The organism is Streptomyces sp. NPDC090077 (assembly GCF_044747545.1).
Classification (GTDB): domain Bacteria; phylum Actinomycetota; class Actinomycetes; order Streptomycetales; family Streptomycetaceae; genus Streptomyces.
Genome location: NZ_JBIVEG010000020.1, coordinates 13,794 through 37,402, shown reverse-complemented (window position 1 = coordinate 37,402; position 23,609 = coordinate 13,794). Strand labels below are relative to the sequence as shown.

Here is a 23,609-nt window from a genome sequence, read left to right as displayed (position 1 = left end):
GTACCCGGGCCCTCGGCCCCTCGGCGCGCCTTCCGGATCAGGCGGCCTTGGTGAAGGAGACCACCGCCGGGGCGAGGGCGAGCTCCAGCACCTGGCGCACGTCGGTCACCGGGTGCACCTCCAGTCCCTCCAGCACCTCGCTCGGGACGTCGTCCAGGTCGGCCTCGTTCCGCTTGGGGATGATCACGGTGGTCAGCCCGGCCCGGTGCGCGGCGAGCAGCTTCTGCTTGACCCCGCCGATCGGGAGGACCCGCCCGGTGAGCGAGACCTCGCCGGTCATGGCCACGTCCGTGCGGACCTGGCGGCCGGAGAGCAGGGACGCCAGCGCGGTGGTCATGGTGATGCCCGCGCTCGGACCGTCCTTGGGGACCGCGCCCGCCGGGAAGTGGATGTGCACGCCCCGGTCCTTCAGGTCGGCGACCGGCAGCTCCAGCTCCGCGCCGTGCGAGCGCAGGAAGCTGAGGGCGATCTGCGCCGACTCCTTCATGACGTCGCCCAGCTGGCCCGTGAGGGTGAGCCCGGCGGCGCCGGTCTCCGGGTCGGCGAGGGAGGCCTCGACGAACAGGACGTCGCCGCCGGCCCCGGTCACGGCGAGGCCGGTGGCCACGCCGGGCACCGCGGTGCGCCGCTCCGCAGGGTCCTGGGCGGACTCCGGGACGTGGTGCGGGCGGCCGATCAGGCCGCGGAGCTCACCCGCGCCGATGGCGAAGGGGAACTCCCGCTCGCCCAGTTCGTGCTGGGAGGCCACCTTGCGCAGCAGCCGCGCGATGGACCGCTCCAGGGTGCGCACGCCCGCCTCGCGGGTGTACTCGCCGGCGAGCTTGCGCAGCGCGTCCTCCCCGAGGACCACTTCTCCGGCGGTCAGCCCGGCGCGCTCCAGCTGGCGGGGCAGCAGGTGGTCGCGGGCGATGACGACCTTCTCGTCCTCGGTGTAGCCGTCGAGGCGCACCAGCTCCATGCGGTCGGCGAGGGCCTCGGGGATGGCCTCCAGGACGTTGGCGGTCGCGAGGAAGACCACGTCGCTGAGGTCCAGCTCCACCTCCAGGTAGTGGTCCCGGAAGGTGTGGTTCTGCGCCGGGTCCAGGACCTCCAGCAGGGCGGCCGCCGGATCGCCCCGGAAGTCGGAGCCGACCTTGTCGATCTCGTCGAGGAGCACGACCGGGTTCATGGACCCGGCCTCCTTGATCGCCCGCACGATGCGGCCGGGCAGGGCGCCGACGTAGGTGCGGCGGTGGCCGCGGACCTCGGCCTCGTCCCGGACGCCGCCGAGGGCGACGCGGACGAACTTCCGCCCCATGGCGTGGGCCACGCTCTCGCCGAGCGAGGTCTTGCCGACGCCGGGCGGACCGACGAGCGCCAGGACCGCTCCCCCGCGCCGTCCGCCGACCACGCCCATGCCGCGCTCGCCGCGCCGCTTGCGCACGGCGAGGTACTCGGTGATGCGGTCCTTCACGTCGTTCAGCCCGGCGTGTTCGGCGTCGAGCACCGCCCGGGCGCCCTGGATGTCGTACGCGTCCTCGGTGCGCTCGTTCCAGGGCAGTTCCAGCACGGTGTCCAGCCAGGTGCGGATCCAGGAGCCCTCGGGGCTCTGGTCGCTGGACCGCTCCAGCTTGTCGACCTCCTTGAGCGCGGCCTCCCGCACCTTCTCGGGCAGGTCGGCGGCCTCGACGCGGGCGCGGTAGTCGTCGGACTCCTCGCCCTCCTTCTCCCCGCCCAGCTCGCGCAGCTCCTTGCGGACGGCCTCCAGCTGGCGGCGGAGCAGGAACTCGCGCTGCTGCTTCTCGACGCCGTCCTGGACGTCCTTGGCGATGGACTCGGCGACGTCCTGTTCGGCGAGGTGGTCGGAGAGCGCCTTGACGGCGAGCCGGAGCCGGGCGACCGGGTCGGTCGTCTCCAGCAGCTCCACCTTCTGGGCCGTGCTCAGGAAGGGCGAGTACCCGGAGTTGTCGGCGAGGGCCGACACCCCCTCGATCTGCTGGACCCGGTCCACGACCTGCCAGGCGCCGCGCTTCTTCAGCCAGCTGGTGGCGAGGGCCTTGTACTCCTTGACGAGCTCGGCGACCGCCCCGGGCAGCGGGTCGGGCACCTTTTCGTCGACGGTCTCCCCCTCGACCCAGAGCGCCGCCCCGGGCCCGGTGGTCCCCGCGCCGATCCGGACGCGGCCGCGGCCGCGGATCAGCGCCCCGGGATCCCCGTCGGAGAGCCGCCCGACCTGCTCGACGGTCCCGAGGACGCCGATCCCGGCGTACTTCCCGTCGACCCGCGGCACGAGCAGCACCCGGGGCTTCCCGCTGCCCACCGCCGCCTGCGCCGCCTCCACGGCTCCGCGCACCTCGGCGTCGGACAGGTCCAGGGGAACGACCATCCCGGGCAGCACGACCTCGTCGTCGAGCGGCAGTACGGGCAGGGTGAGCGTTACGGACGTCGAAGCCATGATCTTCCCTCCGGCAGTGAAGTTGAGCTATGCCGACTCAATGCTTCTGCGCCCGGCAATGTTCCCCAACACCCGTTCGCCGGGGGCGAACGCCCCCGGCGGGCCCCGGACGGCACCATGGCGGCATGACAGACATACGACGGACCGTCAGCTCGGGCTCGCCCCTGGAACCCCGGATCGGCTTCTCCCGCGCGGTGCGCAAGGGGGCGTACGTGGCCGTCGCCGGCACGGCGCCGATCGGCGACGACGGCTCCACGGTCGGCCCGGGCGACGTCCACGCCCAGACGGTGCGCTGCCTGGACATCGCGCAGCGGGCCCTGGAGGAGGCCGGCGCCTCGCTCGCCGACGTCGTGCGGACCCGGATCATGCTGACCGACATCACCGCCTGGGAGGAGGCCGCCCGGGCCCACGGCGAGCGCTTCGCCGGGATCCGCCCGGTGACGACCTTCGTCGAGGTGTCCCGCTTCATCGACCCGGCCTGGCTGGTGGAGGTGGAGGTCGACGCGGTGGCGGACTAGGAGGCACCGATGCGGATGTCCCCGGAGGTCGTGCGGACCGCGATGCGGGAGGTCGCGCCGGGGGCGTCCCCGAGGGTGACGTCCCGTTCGCCCGAGGCGGTGTCGGCGGACACCCGGTACGGGGCCTGCGGCGCCCGCAGGGTGACGTCGCCCGAGCTGGTGGTGACGGACACCGAGGCCGGGGCCTTCGCGAAGCCGACCGTGGAGTCCCCCGAGCTGCTGCGGAACTCGAACTCGGCACCGGCCAGATCGGCGGCCCGCAGGTCCCCGGAGGAGGTGCGCACCTTCAGCGGGCCCGTGATCCGCTCGGCCCGGACGTCGCCGGACGAGGAGTCCAGCTCGGCGGAGGCCACGCCCGTCACCGTGATGTCACCGCTGCTGCTGCCGATCTTGAGCCGCACCGAGGCCGGCACCTCCAGCCGGTAGTCCACCCAGCAGGAGTCCCCGTCGCCCCCGCAGCCGTCGGTGAAGCCCAGCACCCCGCCCGAGACCCGCTGCCCGGGCACGGGCGCGGTGTCACCCCGGTAGTGCGCGACGCGGCGCACGGTCACCCCGGGGCCGCTTCCCGGCGTGACCTCGACGGAACCCCGCCGGAGGCCCGTCAGCTCCACCGCCGTGACCGCATCGGTGACCGTGGCCTCGTCGGCGGCGGTCTTCAGCCGGGCCTCCTCCACGAAGGAGCAGCCCGACAGGAGCAGGGCGGCGGCAGCGGCGGTGGCAGCGGCGGCGAGAGCGGTGCGGGAGAAGGTGTGGAGTGCCATGCCGACGAGTCTGCCCAGCGGGAGGCCCGCCCGCGCTGGTGCAGGTATCCGTACCGGGGGTGGTGCTAGCCCCACCCCTCAGGGCCCCGCGACCTCAGGGTCCGCGGCCTCAGGGCCCGCGACCTCAGGGCCCCGTCACCACCGGCCGCAGCTCCGAGGGCAGGCCCCACTCGCTCCACGAGCCGTCGTACACCGCGGTCTCCCCGTACCCCGCGAGGGTCGCCCCCAGTGCGAGCACGCAGGCCGTGACGCCCGAACCGCAGCTGAAGTAGAGCCGCTCCCGCTCCCCGGCCAACGCCCCGAACGCCTCGCGGAGTTCCCCGGCGGGACGCATCAGGCCGCCCGGCCCCTGGAGCTCGCCGAACGGCAGGTTCAGCGCGCCCGGCATGTGCCCGCCCCGCAGCCCCGGCCGCGGCTCGGGGGCGGTACCGGCGAAGCGCTCGCGGGTCCGGGCGTCGAACACCGCCGCGGCCGGGTCGGCGAGTGCCCCGGCAACGGCGCCGGCGTCCACCAGCAGCCCGGGCCGGGGCCGCGCGGTGAAGGAGCCGCGCGGCCCCGCGTACGCCGCCGCCTCCGCCTCGACGGGCAGCCCGGCGGCCTCCCACGCGGGCAGCCCCCCGTCCAGCACGGCCGCCCGGTCGAAGCCCATCGCGCGCAGCATCCACCAGGCGCGGGCACTGGAGTAGATCCCGGCGCCGTCGTACACGACCACGGCATCGGCGTCGCCGACCCCGAGCCCCCGCACGGCCTCGGCGAAGTCCTCCGCGGAGGGCATGGTGTGCGGGGCCGCCGCCGCGTGGTCGGAAAGGGCGCCGTCCAGGTCGAAGGGCCGCGCACCGGGGATCCGCACGGGTGCCCCGCGGTGCGCCCCGACGGAAGCGTCGAACACCACGACGTCCCCGAGGTGTTGGGCCAACCAGGCGCTCCCGACCAACGGGCCGGGTATCTCGGGTACGGGCATGCGGGGCCTCCGGAAGCGGCATCGGACACGGTCTGCGGCCCATCCTGACCCATCCGCGGGCGGGAGGGGCCGTGCGGGCGAGGCGGGGCCGCGGTGGCGGTGGCCCCCGGACCGGATCAGGGAGGCGGGTGGGCAACCGCCGCCCGGCGGACGGGGGTCGGGGGTCGGGGGTCGGGGGTCGGGGGTCGGGGGTCGGGGGTCGGGGGTCGGGGGTCGGGGGTCGGGGGGAGATGGTGGGCCCGGGGCGCGAGCCCCCTCACCCGCACCCGCCCCGCCGTGCGTACACCGCCACCTGCGCACCGTGGACCGGGGTCAGGGAGCAGAGGTCGAAGCCGGCCGTCAGCGCCTCGCGCTTCGCCGCCTCGGCCGGGTGGGCGTCGAGGGGCTGGTCCGGGGGGTCCAGCAGGGCGATGACCCTCGGGGAGGCCAGGACCGCCGCCCGGACGGCCTCCGGCGGCAGTTCCGTACCGTGGAGGGTGCGGGAGGCGGCCGGGCTGCGGGACAGGGCCACGTCGCGGAGGGTGCCGTACACCCCGGGCGAGGACAGCAGCCACTCCCGTCGCCGTGACGGCATGAACAGCACCGCGTCCCCCGGCCGGGCCCGCTCCCGCACCGCCGCGGCGACCGCGAGGGCGTCGTCCTTGCGCGCCTCCGGGGTCCGCAGCCACGCCGACCACACCCCGAGCGGCACCAGCAGCAGCCCCACCAGCACCACCGCCCACGCCGGCCTCGGCCGCACCAGCCGTCCCCGCACCCCCACCAGGACCGCGAGGCCCGCCAGGGCGTAGAGGACGTACCGGTCGACGTACAGCGGGTGCACCAGGGAGACCGCCATCAGCACCCCGGGCGGCAGCAGCGCCAGCGGTACGGCGACCCGTACGGCCTCGCTCCCGGGGATCCCCCGCGCCAGGAGCAGCACCGCCGCCGTGAGCACCCCGTACGCGGCCCAGTCCTGCCACGAGGGCCGCCCCAGCCACCCCAGCTGCGCCGGGGCCTGTCGTGCGCTGACGAGGGCCAGCGGGAGCAGCCCCGCGAGGACGGCCCCCGCAGCCCACCGCCAGCCCCGTGCCCGCCGGGCGGTGAACGCGTGCGCGGGCAGGGCCAGTACGGCGAACTCGTGGAGCCAGCAGCCCAGCAGGAGCACCACCGCGTAGGCCGCCCACCGCTCGCGCAGCATCAGGTACGTCGCCCAGACCACGGCCGCCGCGACCAGGGCGTACGAGCGCCCCTCCTGCGCGTACGCCTGTACCGGCGGCAGTACGGCGTACGCGGTGCCGGCGATCAGTGCGGCCCGTTCCCCCGCCAGCCGGTGGGCCACCGCGGCCACTCCGGCGGCGGCGAGGGCCGTGCCGGCCACGGACGGCAGCCGCAGGGCCCACGGGCCGCCGTCCCACAGGGCGAAGACCCCGTGCATCAGCAGGTAGTGGAGGCCGTGCACCGCGTCGACCTGCCCGAGCAGGTCCCAGAGCCCGCCGAGGGGGCGGTGGGCCACCTGCCAGGTGGTGGACTCGTCGCGCCACATGCTGCCGCCGCCCGCGCCGCGCGGCAGCCCCCACAGCCCGAGGAGCACGGCGGTCAGCGGAGGGAGCGCGCGCCAGGGGGTGATGCGGCGGATGGCGGCCTCCGGGTGCTTTCGGTTGCGGGGCGGGAACTCCATACTCGGTGTTCGGTCGGAGTACCTGCGGAGGTGGGTGTGCGAGCGATCCGAGCGGCCGGGGCCGCGACGGTGGTGCTGTGGGGCGCGGTGCTGGTCCTGGCGGGCTGCGGCGGCGGGTCCGGCGGTCCCCCGGAGGCGACGGCGGCCCCGACGACGGCGGCCCCGACGGTGACGGCGCCCCCGCCCGGGAGCGCGCCGGCGGCCACCCCCACCGCCGCCCCCACCCCCACCACCGCCCCCACGGCGGCGCCCTCCCCCACTTCGGCGGCAACCGTGCCCGCCGGGCAGACCCTCGTCCGCGTGACCCGCAGCGGGGGGTTCGCGGGCCAGACCCGGACGGTCCTCGTCAAGGGCGACGGCTCCTGGGCGCTCCTGGACGGCAAGGCCCGCGAGATCCGCTCCGGGCGGCTGGAGCCGGCCCGGCTGGAGGCCCTGCGCACCGCGCTGCGGGAGGCGGACTTCGCGCACCTGCCCCGGGTGGCGACGGCCGATCCGCCGGTCTACGACGGGTTCACGTACGCCTTCGTGCACGGCGGTTTCGAGGTCGCGGCGGACCAGACGGAGCTGGCTCCGGGGCTCCGGAAGGTGCTGGACGCGCTGCCGGGGTTCGACGCGGCGGGATGAATCTCTGATTCCGGATGGCCCCGGCTCCTGTCCGAACCCCGCATGGCCGCAGGCCGGTGGCTCCTCTACGCTGCACCCCATCACGCGGGATCTTCAGGGGCGGGACATGGAACAGACACACACCACCCACAGCGTCGCCGCGGCCACTCCAGGTGCCCAGCGGCGCGTGCTCGTGGTCGAGGACGACCGCACGATCGCCGACGCCATCGCGGCCCGGCTGCGGGCCGAGGGCTTCCAGGTGCAGACGGCGTACGACGGGCCTGCCGCCGTCGCGGCCGCCGAGAGCTGGCAGCCGGAGCTGCTGGTGCTGGACGTCATGCTGCCCGGCTTCGACGGGCTGGAGGTCTGCCGCCGGGTCCAGGCCCAGCGGCCGGTTCCGGTGCTGATGCTCACGGCCCGGGACGACGAGACCGACATGCTGGTCGGCCTCGGGGTCGGGGCCGACGACTACATGACGAAGCCGTTCTCGATGCGCGAGCTGGCCGCGCGGGTCCACGTGCTGCTGCGCCGGGTGGAGCGGGCCACGCTGGCCGCGACGGCCCCGCGCGGGGCGACGCTGCGCCTGGGCGACCTGGAGATCGACCACGCGCAGCGCAGGGTGCGGGTGCAGGCGGAGGACGTGCACCTGACGCCGACCGAGTTCGACCTGCTGGTGTGCCTGGCGGGGACGCCGCGCGCGGTGCTCTCGCGGGAGCAGCTGCTGGCGGAGGTGTGGGACTGGGCCGACGCGTCGGGGACCCGTACGGTCGACAGCCACATCAAGGCCCTGCGGCGGAAGATCGGCGCGGACCGGATCCGTACCGTCCACGGCGTCGGGTACGCCCTGGAGACCCCGGCGCAGGCGTGAGCGGCCCGCCGCGCGGGCCGGGTCTGCGGCCCTATTCGCCGTTCTCGATCAAGACGAAGCTGGGCACGCTCGTCGTGGTGTCGGTGTTCATCACCACGGGGCTGCTGATGGTGGCCCTGCGCACGGCGACGGAGCTGCGGTTCATCACGGTCTTCTCGGTGATCGCCTCGATGCTGATCACCCAGTTCGTGGCGCACGGCCTGACGGCCCCGCTCGACGAGATGACGACGGTGGCCCGGGCGATCTCGCACGGGGACTACACGCGCCGGGTGAGCGGTGCCGGGCGCCGTGACGAGCTGGGCGATCTGGCCTCGACGATCAACCGGATGGCCGACGACCTGGAGGCGGAGGACAGGCACCGTCGAGAGCTGGTCGCGAACGTCTCGCACGAGCTGCGCACTCCGATCGCGGCGCTGCGGGCGGTGCTGGAGAACGTCGTGGACGGGGTCTCGGAGGCGGATCCGGAGACCATGCGGACGATGCTGAAGCAGGCCGAGCGGCTGGGCCGGCTGGTGGACACCCTGCTGGACCTGTCGCGGGTGGACAACGGGGTGGTGCCGCTGAAGGCGCGCCGGTTCGAGGTGTGGCCGTATCTGTCGGGGGTGCTGAAGGAGTCGGGGCTGGCGGCCGCCGGGCGGCCGGGGCTTGCTTCCGGTTCGGGCGGGCACACCCGCAATGACGTGCATCTTCACCTGGACGTACACCCTCCGGAACTGACCGCGTACGCGGACACGGAGCGACTGCACCAGGTGGTGGCGAACCTGATCGACAACGCGGTGAAGCACAGTCCGGCGCACGGCCGGGTCACGGTCCGGGCGCGGGCCGGGGCGGTGCCGGGGAGTCTGGCGCTGGAGGTCGTCGACGAGGGGCCGGGGATTCCGGAGGCGGAGCGGCACCGGGTCTTCGAGCGGTTCAACCGGGGTTCCGGCGCCGGCGGGGAGTCGGGCGGCGACGGGGGCACCGGCCTGGGGCTGGCCATCGCCCGCTGGGCCGTCGGGCTGCACGGAGGGCACATCGGCGTGGCCGAATCGTCACGGGGTTGCCGAATCCTTGTCACCCTTCCGGGCAGCTCACAGGTGCCGTCTTGACGTAGGGTTCGACTGGGAAGGACATGATCTCGGCCACACGTGCCCGGGGTCGTCAGGGGTGCGAGGCCTAGGGGGTCGCAACCTGGCTGTCCCCTACCCGAACCACGCTTGTTTCCCGCCATTCCGATGGGTGAAACCCGCCGTTCGGTGTGACCTGCACGACGGAAGTCCCGCCCGGCCTGCATCACACGCCCTGGGAGGCGTAGCCTTTATCCCCGCTGTCCATACCTTGTGAAGCGGAAGAGGGCGGTTGCCGCCGTGTCGCCACAGTCCCCCAGTAACCCGAGCACCACGACCGACGCAGCAGAGGGCGGGAAGAACCCTGCCTCAGGCTTCGGCGCGAATGAGTGGCTCGTCGACGAGATCTATCAGCAGTACCTCCAGGACCCGAATTCGGTCGACCGGGCCTGGTGGGACTTCTTCGCCGACTACAAGCCGGGGGGCGCTGTCGCCCCGGTGAAGGCGGACGAACCCCAGAAGACCCCGACGACGGACGGCGCCTCCGCACAGGCCGCCACCGCCACCGCCGGGGTACCCCAGGCCGTCGACGCCGCCACGGGGGCGGCGCCCGCCGCGCCCGCCGCCGCGCCCACACCTGTGTCAGCTCCTGCCCCTGCTCCTGCCACCCCCTCTGGTGCCCCTGCTGTGACTGTCACCTCCCAGGCCCCGGCCGCCGCACCGGCCGCGCCCGCCCCTCAGGCCCAGGCTCCGGCCGCTGCCACCACGCCGGCTCAGAAGACCGCGCCCGCCACCGAGGCCCCCGCCGGCCCCGAGCTGGTGACGCTCCGCGGCCCCGCCGCCGCCGTGGCCAAGAACATGAACGCCTCCCTCGACGTCCCGACGGCCACGTCCGTCCGCGCCGTCCCGGTGAAGCTGCTGTTCGACAACCGCATCGTCATCAACAACCACCTCAAGCGCGCCCGCGGTGGGAAGATCTCCTTCACCCACCTCATCGGCTACGCGATGGTGCAGGCCATCAAGGCCATGCCGTCGATGAACCACTCCTTCGCGGAGAAGGACGGCAAGCCGACCCTGGTGAAGCCGGAGCACGTGAACTTCGGCCTCGCGATCGACCTCGTGAAGCCCAACGGCGACCGCCAGCTCGTCGTCGCCGGCATCAAGAAGGCCGAGACCCTCAACTTCTTCGAGTTCTGGCAGGCCTACGAGGACATCGTGCGCCGCGCCCGCGTCGGCAAGCTGACGATGGACGACTTCACCGGCGTCACCGTCTCGCTGACCAACCCCGGCGGCCTGGGCACCGTCCACTCCGTGCCCCGCCTGATGCCCGGACAGTCGGTCATCATGGGCGTCGGCTCCATGGACTACCCCGCCGAGTTCCAGGGCACCTCGCAGGACACCCTGAACAAGCTGGGCATCTCCAAGGTCATGACCCTGACGTCGACCTACGACCACCGGGTCATCCAGGGCGCGGCCTCCGGCGAGTTCCTGCGCATCGTCGCGAACCTGCTCCTCGGCGAGAACGGCTTCTACGACGACGTCTTCGAGGCGCTGCGGATCCCGTACGAGCCGGTCCGCTGGAACCGCGACATCGACGCCTCGCACGACGACGACGTCACGAAGGCCGCCCGCGTCTTCGAGCTGATCCACTCCTACCGGGTCCGCGGCCACGTCATGGCCGACACCGACCCGCTGGAGTACAAGCAGCGCAAGCACCCCGACCTCGACATCACCGAGCACGGCCTCACCCTGTGGGACCTGGAGCGCGAGTTCGCGGTCGGCGGCTTCTCCGGCAAGTCGATGATGAAGCTCCGCGACATCCTCGGCGTGCTGCGCGACTCGTACTGCCGCACCACCGGCGTCGAGTTCATGCACATCCAGGACCCGAAGCAGCGCCGCTGGATCCAGGACCGCATCGAGCGCCCGCACACCAAGCCGGAGCGCGAGGAGCAGCTGCGCATCCTGCGCCGCCTGAACGCGGCCGAGGCCTTCGAGACCTTCCTGCAGACGAAGTACGTCGGCCAGAAGCGCTTCTCGCTGGAGGGCGGCGAGTCCGTCATCCCGCTGCTCGACGCCGTCATCGACTCGGCCGCCGAGGCCCGCCTCGAAGAGGTCGTCATCGGCATGGCCCACCGCGGCCGCCTGAACGTGCTCGCGAACATCGTCGGCAAGTCGTACGCGCAGATCTTCCGCGAGTTCGAGGGCAACCTCGACCCGAAGTCCATGCACGGCTCCGGCGACGTCAAGTACCACCTGGGCGCCGAGGGCACCTTCACCGGCCTGGACGGCGAGCAGATCAAGGTCTCGCTCGTCGCCAACCCCTCGCACCTGGAGGCGGTCGACCCGGTCCTGGAGGGTGTCGCCCGCGCCAAGCAGGACGTCATCAACAAGGGCGGCACGGACTTCACCGTCCTGCCGCTGGCCCTGCACGGCGACGCGGCCTTCGCCGGCCAGGGTGTGGTCGCCGAGACGCTGAACATGTCGCAGCTGCGCGGCTACCGCACCGGCGGCACCGTCCACGTCGTGATCAACAACCAGGTCGGCTTCACCGCCGCCCCGGAGTCCTCGCGTTCCTCGATGTACGCGACCGACGTGGCCCGCATGATCGAGGCGCCGATCTTCCACGTGAACGGTGACGACCCGGAGGCCGTGGTCCGCGTCGCGCGGCTCGCCTTCGAGTTCCGCCAGGCGTTCAACAAGGACGTGGTCATCGACCTCATCTGCTACCGCCGCCGCGGTCACAACGAGTCGGACAACCCGGCGTTCACGCAGCCGCTGATGTACGACCTGATCGACAAGAAGCGCTCGGTGCGCAAGCTGTACACCGAGTCCCTCATCGGCCGCGGCGACATCACCCTGGAAGAGGCCGAGCAGGCGCTCCAGGACTTCCAGGGCCAGCTGGAGAAGGTCTTCGCGGAGGTCCGCGAGGCCGCCACGCAGCCGGCGATCAGCGTGCCGGCCCCGGCGCAGGCCGCGGCCGTGTTCCCGGTGGCCGTGAACACGGCGATCTCCCAGGACGTCGTCAAGCGGATCGCCGAGTCCCAGGTCAACATCCCCGAGGGCGTCACCGTCCACCCGCGTCTGCTGCCGCAGCTGCAGCGCCGCGCGGCGATGATCGACGACGGCACCATCGACTGGGGCATGGGCGAGACCCTGGCCTTCGGTTCGCTGCTGATGGAGGGCACCCCGGTCCGGCTGTCCGGCCAGGACTCCCGCCGCGGCACGTTCGGCCAGCGCCACGCGGTCCTCATCGACCGGGAGACCGGCGAGGACTACACCCCGCTGCTGTACCTGTCGGACGACCAGGCCCGCTACAACGTCTACGACTCGCTGCTCTCCGAGTACGCGGCCATGGGCTTCGAGTACGGCTACTCGCTGGCCCGCCCGGACGCGCTGGTGCTGTGGGAGGCCCAGTTCGGTGACTTCGTCAACGGCGCGCAGACCGTCGTCGACGAGTTCATCTCCTCGGCCGAGCAGAAGTGGGGCCAGACCTCCGGCGTCACCCTGCTGCTCCCGCACGGCTACGAGGGCCAGGGCCCGGACCACTCGTCCGCGCGTCCCGAGCGCTTCCTCCAGATGTGCGCGCAGGACAACATGACGGTCGCGATGCCGACCCTGCCGTCGAACTACTTCCACCTGCTGCGCTGGCAGGTCCACAACCCGCACCACAAGCCGCTCATCGTCTTCACCCCGAAGTCGATGCTGCGCCTGAAGGCCGCGGCGTCGAAGGCGGAGGAGTTCACGAGCGGTTCGTTCCGTCCGGTCATCGGGGACTCCACGGTGGACCCGAACGCGGTCCGCAAGGTCGTCTTCTGCGCGGGCAAGGTCTACTACGACCTGGAGGCCGAGCGGGAGAAGCGCGGCATCACGGACACCGCGATCATCCGCATCGAGCGGCTGTACCCGCTGGCGGGTGCGGAGCTCCAGGCGGAGATCGCCAAGTTCCCGAACGCGGCGAAGTACATCTGGGCGCAGGAGGAGCCGGCGAACCAGGGTGCGTGGCCGTTCATCGCGCTGAACCTGATCGACCACCTCGACCTGGCGGTCGGCGCGGAGGTCCCGGCGGGCGAGCGCCTGCGGCGCGTCTCGCGTCCGCACGGCTCGTCGCCGGCGGTGGGTTCCGCCAAGCGCCACCAGGCGGAGCAGCAGCAGCTGATGAACGAGGTCTTCGAGGCCTAGTCGCTGACGCGCCCTGCACGTGACGGAAGGCCCGGCCCCCCACCTGGGGGGCCGGGCCTTCCGGCTTCCGCGCCGCTGCCGGGGCCGGATCCGGCTACGGCTGGGGTTCGAAGTCCCAGTAGGGCCTGGTCTGCTGGCGGGCCGAGACGGTGTGGACGTGCTGGGGGCCCAGGGTGCGGGTGAGGGCCTTGAGGCCGGCGTCCTCGTGCTTCGAGGCCTCCGCGTCCTCGCGTACCGAGCGGAGGTCGGCGGCGAGGGCGATCTGGGCGCTGAGGGCCATCGGGTGGTCGGGGCCCAGGACCCGTTCGGCTCCGCGGAGGGTTTCCCGGCTGAGGTCCAGGGCGGCTTCCAGGCGGCCGGTGATGTTGCGGTGGCCGGTGGCGTTGAGGGCGCAGCCCAGGGTCCAGGGGTGGTGGTCGCCGAGGGCGCCGCGCATGCCGACCAGGGCCTGTTCGGCGAGGTTCAGGGCTTCCGTGCGCTCGCCCTGGGCGCGGAGCACGAGGGCGAGGTTGCCGACGGTGCCGATGCTGTAGGGGTGGGCGAGGCCGAGCTGTGACTGGTAGCCGCGCACGACCTCCTCGGAGATCCGGCGGGCCTCCTCGATGTCCCCGTATTCGCGCAGGTAGGTGGCGTAGTCGGAGGCGACCATGAGGGTCCAGGGGAATTCGGCGCCGAACACCCGGGTGGAGCGTTCCAGGACGCTGCGGAGCCGGGATCCGGCGCCGGGGATGTCGCCGGTGCGGCGCAGGCACTGGCCGAGGTTGTGTTCGGCGCGCAGGGTCTGCGGGTGGTTGGCGCCGAGGACCTGGACGTGGAGCTTGAGGCCCTGTTCCTGGCGGGCGAGGGCTTCGCGGTAGCGGCCCATCAGGCGCAGGCCCATGGCGCAGCCGATGCCGGAGGAGAGGGTGGCGATGTGCCGGACGCGCAGGACCCGCTCGCGGCGTCGGAGGGTGTCGAGGTCGGTGTCGTAGGCCTCCTGGTAGCGGCCGAGGAGGCGCAGGGCGACGGCGACGTTGTTCTGGGCGCCGAGGGTGGTGGAGTCGTCCTCGCCGAGGAGTTCGCGGTAGGTGGCGAAGGCGTGTTCCAGCAGTTCGCGGGCCTCGTCGAACTTGGCGGTGCTGAGCAGGACTCCGGCGTAGGTACTGGTGGCGCGGAGGGTTTCCAGGTCGCGGTCGCCGCGTTCGGCGAGGAGCCGGTCGGCGACGTTGCGGGCGAGGGTCTCGGCCTGCCGGAAGTGGCCGAGCATGCGCAGGGCGCCGCCGTGGTGGTAGCTGAGTTCGCGGACCTGGTCGTGGTCGTCGCCGAGCATGGCCCGCCAGACGGCGTCGGTCTGTTCGGACAGGCGCAGGCAGGTGCGGTACTCGCCGGCGAGGATCAGGTAGCGCAGGCAGTGCAGCAGGAAGTTCTGGATGCGGGGGTTGCTGCTGGTGAGGACCCCGGCGTGGTCGAGGTGCGGGATGAGTTCGGCGTAGCGGGGCCAGAGCCGGGAGTCGGTGGGGCGGCCGGGGTCGGCGGCGGCGAGGACCTGGCGGACGGCGCGGGAGAGCCGGTCGGCCTCGTCCTCGGCGAGGTTCTCGCGGACGATGTTGTGGACCATGCGGTGGAGCTGGACGGTCTCCAGTCCGCCGCCCTCCTCGACGGAGAGGTCGGAGTACTCCAGGCGGACCACGGAGAACTGGACGAGCTTGTTGAGGGCGGCGTTCCAGCGGATCTGGTCGTTGAGGATCCCGGCGAGGTGTTCGGGGACCCCGTCGGCGGGGAATTCGCGCAGCAGGCGCAGCGGGACGCGGCCGGGGGCGAAGAAGACGAACAGCCGCAGCAGGGCGAGGGCGTCGGGGAAGTTCTCCCGGACGTTGTTGAGGAGTATGGCCAGCGCGGTCGGGAAGGGCAGCGGGTAGTCGTCGGAGAGGGTGACGGCCTCGTGGGAGTCGAGGCGGTGCTGGAGGAGGCTGAGGTACTCGCCGACGCCGAGCGGGGAGTCGGCGAGCCAGCCGGCGGTCTGGTCGAGGGCGAGGGGGTAGTCCTCCAGGGCCTCGGCGAGCTGGTCGGCCTCGTCGCCGGTGAGCCGGCGGGCCCGGCGGCGGATGAAGGTGACGGACTCGGGGCGGGCGTAGAGGGGGACTTCGACGAGGCTGGTGTGCCGGGTGGCCCATTCGCGGTTGCGGGAGGTGATGATGACGTCGCCGGCGCCGGAGGGCAGCAGGTCGGTGAGGTCGTCGGGGTTGTCGCAGCCGTCGAAGACCAGCAGCCAGCGGTGGTACGGGGAGCCGCGCCGCAGGGCCTCCAGGACGGCCCGGATCTGCTCGCCGTAGCTGCCGGCGCCGCGGGGCAGGCCGAGGGCGGGGGCCAGGTCGGCGAGGCGTTCGCGCAGGGTGGGCCGGTCCTCGGCGGGCACCCACCACACGACGTCGTACTCGGAGGCGAAGCGGTAGGCGTACTCGGTGGCGACCTGGGTCTTGCCGACGCCGGAGAGCCCGAGCAGGGTGGCGGTGGAGGCGCCGGGCGGGGCTTCGGTGAGGGCGGCGCGGAGCCGGCCGATGACGTCGTTGCGGCCGGTGAAGCGGGGGTTGCGGCGGGGGACGCGGCCCCAGATCTCGGGCGGGTCGTTGGGGAACCGGGGGCCGCGGCGGCCGCTCTCGGTGCCGATGCGGTCGGTGGGCAGGTCCAGCCGGCGCAGCACCCGGTATTCGGCCTCGTAGGCGTCCAGGCCCCAGAGGTCGGTCTTCTCCAGGGCGGCGACGGCGCTGGGCAGCGGGGCGTCGGTGAGGCAGACGGCGGCGAACCGGTCGGGGTGGGAGGCGGTGACGGTGCGCAGGGCGGTGTTCCACTCCTCGTCCGTGTGGGTGCCGGCCGAGAAGTAGCGCTCGCTGAGGACCACGAGGATCCGGCCGCCCGCGCGGGCCAGGTCGTCGAGGGCCTCGGTGAGCCCGCCGGGGCTGCTCTGCGGGTCCCAGCGCTGGAGGACGACGCGGTGTCCGTGTTCCTCCAGGCGGTGGGCGATCCACACCGCCCAGGGGCGGTTGAAGCCCGTGAAGCTGATGACGAAGCGCTGCGCGGGGGCGGCTCCGTCGCGGTCGTGACGCATGGCGGTACCGGTCATGCGGCCGTCTCCCTGGGGTCCGTGCGATGGACGGGGTGCGGGGCGGTGCGGCTTGAAAGGTACCGCAGGGGACGGGGCGTCATACCCGTACGAACGGGGCGAGTTCGGGGTGTGCCTCGCACCAGGCGCGGCGTTCGCGTTCGAGGGTGCGGCGGGCTCCGGCGTGCTGGTCGCCGGGGGGCGGGGTGGCGTCCATGGCCCGCTCGGCGGCGGCCATGCCGTCGACGAACTCCCTTCCGGTGACGGTGAGTGCGGGGTGGGCGCGCAGGGCGGGCAGGACGGCGGCGACCTGGGCGCGGATCCGGGCGTGCTGGGCCCAGGCGCCGCGGGCCCCGTAGAGGGCGGCGTGCTGCCAGTACCCGGCGAGGGCGAGGTGGGCGTAGGCGCCGTGCAGCAGGCCTTCCAGGGGGCGCGGGTCGGCGCGCCAGGGTGCCCAGTGGCGGGGGGTCCGGTCGGCGGTGTGCAGGGTGAGGACGTCGGCGAGGGCGGCGAGTTTGCCGTGCTGCACCTCGTGGACCAGGGTCGCGGCGAGGGCGGGCGGGGCCTGGGCGCGGGCCAGGACGGAGCCGGCGGCGGCGGGCAGGGTGGCGCCGGTGGAGCGGGAGCCGCCGGCGAGGGGGACCACGGAGCGCAGCAGGAGGCCGATCTCCTCGGCGCGGGCGGAGTCGTAGCGGCCCAGCAGGGTGTGCGCGCCGGACCACTGGATGTCCCAGCGCTTGTGCCCCTTGGGGGTGAGCCGGCGGGCCGGGCGGACGGCGGCGGGGCCGGTGTCGGGGCCGGGGCCGGTGTGCGGGGCCCGGTAGGGGTCGAGGTCGTCGAGGGAGGTGAGGGCTCCGCCGGGCAGGGCGTGCAGCGGGAGGGCGTCGGCGGTGTCCCAGGAGCGTTCGGTCAGGGCGAGCCGGCCGGGGCCGTGGGGGCGGAGCAGGCCGAGGGTGGGCAGGACGAGGCGGCCGTTGACGGGGCGCAGGGTGGCTTTGAAGCCGATTCCGGCGCGGAGTGCGGCGGCGACGGCGAGCGCCCCGAGGTGGCCGAGGTCGGGCGGGGGGCCCTCGGTGGCGTGCAGGCGGCGCAGGGTCTCCTCGGCCCACACGCCGGTGGCGGGGTAGTGCAGTACGTCGTGCACGGCCGCGGGGTCCTGGCGTTCGGCTTCCTCCAGGAGCGCCCAGTGCTCGGCGGTCTCTGCGCCGGGGGCGGCGTCCAGGACGGCGCGGAGCAGGAGCAGCCGCTTGGAGCGGCGTACGTCGTGGACGAGGCGGGTGCCCTCGTCGGAGGGTTCGGTGGAGGCGAGGGCGCGCAGGGTGTGGGAGCTGACGGCGAACCGGGCGAGCTCCTGCCCGGGTGTCCCGGGCGTCCGCTGGGCGGGGAGGCTCGTGCCGGTGTCGGTGCCGTGGGTCATGAGGCGGCCCGCCCGGGGGTGGTGGCGGCCTGGTGGAGGGCGCGGGCGATGTGCCGGATGAGGGCCTGGAGGTCGGCGCAGTACACGGACGGCTGGCGGAAGCCGTCCCCGGCCCGGTAGCGGTGCGGGTAGTGGCCGCCGCCGCACACCTCGACGAGTTCGCAGGCGCGGCAGCCGGCGGCGAGGGCGTCCCGGCCGAGCTGGCGGGCGGCGAAGCCGGGGTGGTCGAGGAGGTCGTCGAAGCTGTGGTGTTCCAGGGTCATGCCGGTCGCGGCGGCCCCCTCGTACGCGGATTTCAGCGAATCGGCCTGTTCGATGCTGCCGTCGGTCTCGACGACGGCGGTGGTGACGGGCGCCAGGCCCAGGGTTTCGGTGGCGGCGGGCAGGCCGAGCAGCAGGGCGATGACCTCCTCGAAGATGCGGATGCCGGTGCGCCGGGCCCGGTCGTGCCACCAGCGTTCGAAGACGGCGATGAGCCAGTCGGCGTACGGGCTGCCGGGGGCGGGGAGGCCGGGCGGCGGGGTGCTCCAGTTGGCCAGGGGCAGGAGCAGGCCGAGGCGGGGCGGGGCGAAGGCCAGGAGGGAGTCGTACGTCTCCACGGGGTCCTGGGCGATGTCGACCACGCACAGGATCCCGGCGTAGCTGTCGGGGTGGCGGGCGAGCAGGCGCAGTCCGCGCGCGGCGGCGGCGAAGCCGGGGCGGCCGGTGTGGTCGACGCGGCGGCGGTTGTGGGCGGGCAGGCCGCCGTCGAGGCTGACGCCGACCCGGATCCCGGCGGCGGCCAGGGCGGTGATCCGGCCGGGGGTGAGGAGGGTGCCGTTGGTCTGGACGGCGGCGGTGACGCGGGTGCGGGGGGCGTGCCGGGCGACGGCGGTCCGTACGGCTTCGACGGGGGCGGCGAGGGCGGCGGGTGCGGCGAGGAGGGGTTCGCCGCCGTGCAGGACGAGGTCGACGCGGGGCAGTGCGTGGGCGGCGGCGTGCTGGGCGATCCGCTCGGCGGCGCGCCGGGCGGTGGCGGGGGCCATGGTGGCGGGGCGGGTGCGCCAGCTGCCGTCGGCCATCTCGTACACGTAGCAGTAGGTGCAGGCGAGGTTGCAGCGGCTGTGGGTCTTGAGGACGAACTGCCGGATCGGCTGCGGACGGTGGCCCGCGGCGCGCAGGCCGGGGACGTCGAGCCGGGCGTAGGGCCAGCGGGCGTGGCGGGCGTGACCTGCGAGGGTCCGGTGCACGGGCGGCACGGGACCGCTCGTGATCGCTTGGCTCATCGCCTGTACCTCTCCCCTGCGGACGGTCCATCCCTGCCCTCCGCGGGGGCCCGGCTAACGGCGGAAAGTGGTCAACTCCGGCGCGGGGCGGGGGTGGTCAGGCGACGCCCGAGTCGAACGCGTTGAGGATTTCGGCCGGGTGCGTGACCCGGTCGACCAGGCCGTCGATGACCTCGGCGAGCACGGGGTGGTCGATCCCGCGCAGGGCGGCGAGGTCGATCCCGGTGAGGTCGGGGAGTCCGGGCCGCGGCCCGGGGCACGGGCGGGCCGGTGGGGGTGCTGCCGCTTCCTGACGTCCGGTCACCATGGGCTGCCCGTCCCCTTGTCGTGTGTGGTCCACTGCCCTTTCCCTGCGCCCGGCGGGGGGAAACGGTTCAGGTGCCTGCCTCCAGGGCCCGGACGCGGGCCCGGACGGCGCGGGCCGGTTCGCCGTCGGGGTCGCCCAGGCGCCGGCGGAGCTCCAGGGCGGCCCGGTAGGCGTCCAGGGCGGCGCGGGGGCGGGCGAGGCGTTCCAGGACCTCGCCGCGCAGTTCCTGGACCCGGGCGGCGAGCGGCAGCGCCCCCTCGGCGCCCTCGTCCCGGTCGGCTTCCACGGCGGCGCGCCAGGCGCGCCGGTAGGAGTCGGCGGCGCGGTCGAGGCGGTCGGCGGTGCGGGTGTGGGCGTGGATCTCCTGCTGGACGTCCCCGTGCTCGCGCCAGGCGAGGGCCCGTTCCAGCGGGCCGTGGCCCTGCCGGGCGGCCAGCTCCAGGAGGTACTCGGCCTCCCTGAGGTCGACGAGGTCGCCTTCGTGGGCGTGCCGCAGGCGCAGTCCGGCGGCCAGCCGCCGCAGCCGGTACGCGGCCCCGGGGGCGGACTGGGGCACGGCCGCGCGGCTCTCGCGGAGCACGCGGACGGCGGTGGAGACGAAGCCGCGGCCGTCGGCGGTGCGGGCCCGGTCGAGGAGTACGTCGCCCCATTCGGGGAGCAGCTCCGCGAAGGCCTCGCCGTCCCGGGGGATCAGCCGGCGGGCCCGGCCGTAGGCCTCGGCGGCTTCCTCCAGGGCCGCCGGGTCGGCGTCGCGCGCGTACCGGGCGCGGTGGACGCGGGCCAGGCACAGCAGGGCGGCGAGCCGCAGTGCGGAGTCCCCGGCCGCTTCCTCCAGGGCCTGCGCCAGCTGTGCGGAGGCTTCCTCCAGCCGGGCGGGCAGGTGGCGCAGCGCCGCGCCGAGCTCGACGCGGACCCGTGCGGCGAGGGCGGGGTCGGGGGCGGGGGCCTCGGGTCCGGGGTCCGGGCGGCCGGGCTCCGGAACGGCGGCGTCCGGGTCCGGGTCCGGGGAGGGGGCCGGGGTGGGGCCCGGGGTGGGGGCGAGGAGGGTCGTCAGGGCCGTGGTCAGGGTGTCCGCCGCCTGCTCCGCCAGGGCGGTGCGCTGCGCCGGGTCCGGGGTGCGCGGGAGCAGGGCGACCAGGACGCGGCCCAGGGTCAGGAGGAGTTCCGGGTCGGCCGCCCCGGCGTCGGCGGCGGCCGGTTCCAGGGCGGCCCGCGCCTCGTGCAGCGGCCCGGCGTCGTCGCGCAGCACGGCCAGCCGGAGCAGGGTCCGGGCCCGCAGGACGGCGCAGTCGCGGTGCAGGGCGGGGTCGGCGGCCGCGGCGGCGAACTCCCGGTCGGCGGCGGCCAGCAGCTCGGGGGCCGCGCCCGCCGCCACCGCCCGCTCGTACAGCACCCGGCCCAGGGCTGCCCGGCCGGCGGCGGTGTGCAGCCCGGTGACGGCCCGTTCGGCTTCGTCGAGGAGCTCGGGGTCCCGCTGGACGGCCCACAGCCGCAGCAGTACCCCGGCGAGTTCGGTTTCGGCCTCCTCGGGCGGGTCGTCCGGGGCGGGCGGGGCGGCGAGGGCCCGGCGCAGCAGTGCGGCGGACTCGTACAGGGGCCGTGCGTCGGCGTCGGGCGTGCCCGGCGCGAGCCGCTCCCGGGCGGCGCGGACCGCCCAGGCGCGGCCGGGCGGCGGGTCGGCGAGGGGGACGGGGACGGGCGGTGCGGGGGGTTCGGGGGCGTCCTCGGGCGGGCCGGGCAGGTAGCGGCGGACGACCTTCGCGGAGACCTGCGCGAAGGCCTGCGGGAGCCGGCCGGGCGGGATCCGGCCGCCGTTCCACGCGGCGTCCGGTCCGGGGGCGGGGGCGGTGTCCGGGTCGGCCGCGGGTTCGCCGGTGAGCTGGGCGACGGCCAGTGCGGGGAAGTTGCGCACGCCCCGGCCGAAGTGGGCGAGGACGTACTCGGAGCAGTGCTTGAGCACCAGTGCGGCCTCGTCCCGGCCCAGCGGCCCGAGCAGCACCTCCTGCACGCCGGGTACGAACTCGTACCACTGCCCGGCCGGTTCGCCGCTGCGCCGCAGCAGTCCGCTGAGCAGGACCTCCGCCAGGTCGGAGGGTTCCGAGTCGGGCAGCATGGTGCGCTGGACCAGCCGCATCACGGGCAGGGTCAGCGGTGCGGCCGACAGGTACACGGCGAGCTGGACGGCGCCGGGCGCGGCGGAGGAGCGGAACCGGCGGACGAGTTCGCGGGGCGGCCGGGCGGTGGGGGGCAGGGGTACGGGGGCGGCGGGGTGGCGGGCGAGGACGCGGCCCACCTCGGCGGGGACGGGCCCGGTGCCGAGGCCGGCGACGAGCCGGGCCCACGCGCCGAGGGCGATGGCGTTCGGCGGCAGCACGGGCACGGTGAGGCCGCCGGTGGGCCGGCCGGGGCGGGGCGGCCGGTCGGGCCGGAACCGCAGCCTGGGGCCGCCGCCGGTGCTGCCGCCCGGGCCGGTGCCGGCCCGTTCCAGCAGCCCGCGTTCGGTCGGCAGCCAGCTGCGGCCCCAGAGCCGCTGCGGCAGGGGCTGTACGACGGCGCAGGGCGCGCACTCGGCCCAGCGGTGCAGCAGCCGCTGGGCCTCGCCCTCCCGCCACAGTGGGCCGGCGCAGTCGGAGACCACGATGGTCAGGGCCCGCCCGGTGGGGTCGCGGAGCTGGTCGCCGGAGCGCAGTCCGGGGCCGGGGGCGGGGCCGCGGCCGACGGCGGCGGTGCCGTCGGGGAGCCGGTGGAGGTGGTGGGCCTGGACGTCCCGGAAGGCGCCGAGGCGTTCGCACACGGAGCGGAGTTCCTCGAACATCTCCTGCCAGACGGCCATGGAGGGCGAGGCGTCCATGACCAGCCGGACGGTCGCCTCGCGGCGGCTCTCCGGCCGGAACACCGGGATGACCAGTCCGAGGGCGCGGGCGCTGGCCTCGGCGGTGGCGGCCTCGTCGAGGACGGTGCGGGTGGGGCGGCCGGGGGGCCGGTGCCGCTGGAGGGCGCGCAGGGCCCGCTGGATCTCCAGGATCCGGGGCAGTGCGGCGGCGCCGGGGACGCGGACGGGTACCGCGCCCGCGACGGGGACCTCGGCGGCGGCCCCGGTGTCGGGGGCGGCGGGTTCCCCGGCGGGGTAGAGGCTGACCGGGTCCTCGGGGTCCGGTTCCTCCGCTTCCGGCTCCGGGGGCGGTTCGGCGGCGGCTTCGGGCCCGGCCGGGGCGGCGGGTTCCCCGGGCGCGGCGGGGCCGGGTTCCGGGGCGGCTCCGGCGGGCCGGGCCGTCGTGCTGCCGGCCTTCGCGGCCAGCCAGAGGGCGTCGGCCAGTTCCTCGGCGGAGGGGTCGAGGCCGGCGGCGCGCAGCAGCCCGGCGAGGGCGCGGATGTCCGCGGCCGCGGCCCCGTCGGGGCGGGCGGGTTCCTGGGGCACGGCGGCTCACCTCGGGCGGTCGAGGCGCTGGATGAGCAGGTCGGCGAGGTCGTCCCGGCTGGGCGGGGCGGCGTAGTGGGTGAGGTAGATGGCGTTGAGCAGCTGGTCGGCGGCGACCAGTTCGGAGCGGGAGCGGGTGAGGAACTCGCGGATCAGGTCGGCGCCGAGCTCGGCGGCCTCCTCGCCCAGGTGGGCGCGGACCATGGTGGCGAGGCGCTTCTCGCCGGGCTGGCCGAGCTTGAGCTGGATGCAGCGGCGCAGCAGGGCGGCGGGGAAGTCCCGTTCGCCGTTGCTGGTGAGGATGATGAAGGGGAAGGCGCGGCAGCGGACGCGGCCGTCGCGGACGGTGACCTTGGCCCCGTCGTCGGTGAGGACCTGCACCTCGGGTTCGGAGTCGGCGACGCGTTCGAGTTCGGGGAGGGTGAACTCGCCTTCCTCCAGCACGTTCAGCAGGTCGTTCGGCAGGTCTATGTCGCTCTTGTCGAGTTCGTCGACGAGCAGGACGCGGGGGCGTTCGGTGGGCAGCAGGGCGGTGCCGAGGGGGCCGAGGCGGATGTACCTGCCGATGCCGGGTGCCCCGGCCGGTCCGGCCGCGCCCGCTCCGGCGGCGATCTGCACGTCCTGGAGCCGGGCGAGGGCGTCGTAGCGGTAGAGGCCCTCCTGGAGCACGGTCCGCGACACGACGGGCCAGCGCAGGACCCGGCCGAGTTTCAGTTCGTGGGCGACGGCGTGGGCGAGGGTGGACTTGCCGGTGCCGGGGTAGCCGGTGACCAGGAGGGGCCGGCGCAGGTAGAGGGCGGCGTTGACGGCCTCCAGTTCCTCGGGCTCGGGCCGGTGGAGTTCGGCGGCCTGCCGGTGGGCGCCGAGGCGGCGGGCCACGTTGCCGTCGGCGGCCGCGGCGGGCCCGCCCGGTTCGACGGCGGGGCCGCCGTCGAAGTCGCGCCAGGGCGGGGGTTCGGGCAGGGCCTCGATCCCGTCGTGGGGTTCGCCCACGCCCCGGTAGATGAGCCATTCGTCGTTCACGCCCGCTCCCTCCCGCACGTCCCGCACCGCCCGCACCGCCCGTACCCCGCTGCCGCTGCCGCCCCTGCCCCCG

15 protein-coding genes are annotated in these 23,609 nt (G+C 74.8%); 5 read left to right on the top strand and 10 right to left on the bottom strand.

Annotated features, from left to right (window positions below; translation table 11 throughout):
- Window positions 1–37 precede the first annotated feature (37 nt).
- Window positions 38–2,434: an endopeptidase La gene (lon, locus tag ACIPW5_RS27620; RefSeq protein WP_401250237.1), complete on the bottom strand. Its 2,397-nt coding sequence runs from the start codon at window positions 2,432–2,434 to the stop codon at window positions 38–40.
- Between the two features lie 125 nt (window positions 2,435–2,559).
- On the opposite strand from lon, the gene ACIPW5_RS27615 reads away from it, so the two are divergent.
- Window positions 2,560–2,952: a RidA family protein gene (locus ACIPW5_RS27615; protein WP_401250235.1), complete on the top strand. Its 393-nt coding sequence runs from the start codon at window positions 2,560–2,562 to the stop codon at window positions 2,950–2,952.
- Here the strand turns inward: ACIPW5_RS27615 and ACIPW5_RS27610 are convergent.
- From ACIPW5_RS27610 to ACIPW5_RS27600, 3 genes are all read right to left on the bottom strand, one after another.
- Window positions 2,949–3,713, bottom strand: coding sequence for a DUF4097 family beta strand repeat-containing protein (locus ACIPW5_RS27610; protein ID WP_401250232.1), 765 nt, complete (start codon window positions 3,711–3,713; stop codon window positions 2,949–2,951). The genes ACIPW5_RS27615 and ACIPW5_RS27610 overlap by 4 nt on opposite strands.
- Window positions 3,714–3,837: 124 nt before the next feature.
- Entirely contained in the window at window positions 3,838–4,674 is an 837-nt protein-coding gene (locus tag ACIPW5_RS27605) for a sulfurtransferase (RefSeq protein ID WP_401250230.1), read from the bottom strand.
- 256 nt (window positions 4,675–4,930) lie between these two features.
- The gene (locus ACIPW5_RS27600) at window positions 4,931–6,331 is read right to left on the bottom strand and encodes a hypothetical protein (RefSeq protein ID WP_401250227.1); all 1,401 of its coding nucleotides are present in this window, start codon (window positions 6,329–6,331) and stop codon (window positions 4,931–4,933) included.
- A gap of 36 nt (window positions 6,332–6,367) precedes the next feature.
- Between ACIPW5_RS27600 and ACIPW5_RS27595 the strand changes: the two genes are divergently transcribed.
- From ACIPW5_RS27595 to ACIPW5_RS27580, 4 genes are all read left to right on the top strand, one after another.
- Entirely contained in the window at window positions 6,368–6,955 is a 588-nt protein-coding gene (locus tag ACIPW5_RS27595; protein WP_401250224.1) for a hypothetical protein, read from the top strand.
- 106 nt (window positions 6,956–7,061) lie between these two features.
- A complete protein-coding gene (locus tag ACIPW5_RS27590) occupies window positions 7,062–7,802 on the top strand; it encodes a response regulator transcription factor (protein ID WP_401250222.1) in 741 nt (246 codons plus the stop codon).
- Window positions 7,799–8,890, top strand: a complete 1,092-nt coding sequence (locus ACIPW5_RS27585; RefSeq protein ID WP_401250219.1) for an ATP-binding protein — start codon at window positions 7,799–7,801, stop codon at window positions 8,888–8,890. The genes ACIPW5_RS27590 and ACIPW5_RS27585 overlap by 4 nt, the downstream gene beginning before the upstream one ends.
- 258 nt (window positions 8,891–9,148) lie before the next feature.
- Window positions 9,149–13,027, top strand: a complete 3,879-nt coding sequence (locus ACIPW5_RS27580; RefSeq protein WP_401250216.1) for a multifunctional oxoglutarate decarboxylase/oxoglutarate dehydrogenase thiamine pyrophosphate-binding subunit/dihydrolipoyllysine-residue succinyltransferase subunit — start codon at window positions 9,149–9,151, stop codon at window positions 13,025–13,027.
- Between the two features lie 94 nt (window positions 13,028–13,121).
- Here ACIPW5_RS27580 and fxsT read toward each other — a convergent pair whose 3' ends face one another.
- From fxsT to ACIPW5_RS27550, 6 genes are all read right to left on the bottom strand, one after another.
- On the bottom strand, window positions 13,122–16,127 hold the full coding sequence (fxsT, locus tag ACIPW5_RS27575) for an FxSxx-COOH system tetratricopeptide repeat protein (RefSeq protein WP_401250213.1): 3,006 nt from the start codon (window positions 16,125–16,127) through the stop codon (window positions 13,122–13,124).
- 79 nt (window positions 16,128–16,206) lie between these two features.
- Complete coding sequence (locus tag ACIPW5_RS27570) at window positions 16,207–17,523, bottom strand: HEXXH motif domain-containing protein (protein WP_401250211.1); 1,317 nt, start codon at window positions 17,521–17,523, stop codon at window positions 16,207–16,209.
- The gene (locus tag ACIPW5_RS27565) at window positions 17,520–18,788 is read right to left on the bottom strand and encodes an FxsB family cyclophane-forming radical SAM/SPASM peptide maturase (RefSeq protein WP_401250209.1); all 1,269 of its coding nucleotides are present in this window, start codon (window positions 18,786–18,788) and stop codon (window positions 17,520–17,522) included. The genes ACIPW5_RS27570 and ACIPW5_RS27565 overlap by 4 nt, the downstream gene beginning before the upstream one ends.
- A gap of 97 nt (window positions 18,789–18,885) precedes the next feature.
- The gene (gene fxsA, locus ACIPW5_RS27560; RefSeq protein WP_401250206.1) at window positions 18,886–19,095 is read right to left on the bottom strand and encodes an FxSxx-COOH cyclophane-containing RiPP peptide; all 210 of its coding nucleotides are present in this window, start codon (window positions 19,093–19,095) and stop codon (window positions 18,886–18,888) included.
- Window positions 19,096–19,162: 67 nt separating this feature from the next.
- Window positions 19,163–22,513: an SAV_2336 N-terminal domain-related protein gene (locus tag ACIPW5_RS27555; RefSeq protein WP_401250203.1), complete on the bottom strand. Its 3,351-nt coding sequence runs from the start codon at window positions 22,511–22,513 to the stop codon at window positions 19,163–19,165.
- A gap of 6 nt (window positions 22,514–22,519) precedes the next feature.
- Window positions 22,520–23,536 (bottom strand): AAA family ATPase, encoded by a 1,017-nt coding sequence (locus ACIPW5_RS27550; RefSeq protein WP_401250200.1) that lies wholly within the window; start codon window positions 23,534–23,536, stop codon window positions 22,520–22,522.
- Window positions 23,537–23,609: the final 73 nt, after the last annotated feature.

Excerpts from the sequence above, each read along its gene's own strand:
- fxsA (WP_401250206.1), bottom strand. The coding sequence starts at position 19,095 with ATGGTGACCGGACGTCAGGAAGCGGCAGCACCCCCACCGGCCCGCCCG.
- ACIPW5_RS27590 (WP_401250222.1), top strand. The coding sequence starts at position 7,062 with ATGGAACAGACACACACCACCCACAGCGTCGCCGCGGCCACTCCAGGT.
- ACIPW5_RS27565 (WP_401250209.1), bottom strand. The coding sequence starts at position 18,788 with ATGAGCCAAGCGATCACGAGCGGTCCCGTGCCGCCCGTGCACCGGACC.
- ACIPW5_RS27615 (WP_401250235.1), top strand. The coding sequence starts at position 2,560 with ATGACAGACATACGACGGACCGTCAGCTCGGGCTCGCCCCTGGAACCC.
- fxsT (WP_401250213.1), bottom strand. The coding sequence starts at position 16,127 with ATGACCGGTACCGCCATGCGTCACGACCGCGACGGAGCCGCCCCCGCG.
- ACIPW5_RS27570 (WP_401250211.1), bottom strand. The coding sequence starts at position 17,523 with ATGACCCACGGCACCGACACCGGCACGAGCCTCCCCGCCCAGCGGACG.
- ACIPW5_RS27605 (WP_401250230.1), bottom strand. The coding sequence starts at position 4,674 with ATGCCCGTACCCGAGATACCCGGCCCGTTGGTCGGGAGCGCCTGGTTG.
- ACIPW5_RS27610 (WP_401250232.1), bottom strand. The coding sequence starts at position 3,713 with ATGGCACTCCACACCTTCTCCCGCACCGCTCTCGCCGCCGCTGCCACC.
- ACIPW5_RS27600 (WP_401250227.1), bottom strand. The coding sequence starts at position 6,331 with ATGGAGTTCCCGCCCCGCAACCGAAAGCACCCGGAGGCCGCCATCCGC.
- lon (WP_401250237.1), bottom strand. The coding sequence starts at position 2,434 with ATGGCTTCGACGTCCGTAACGCTCACCCTGCCCGTACTGCCGCTCGAC.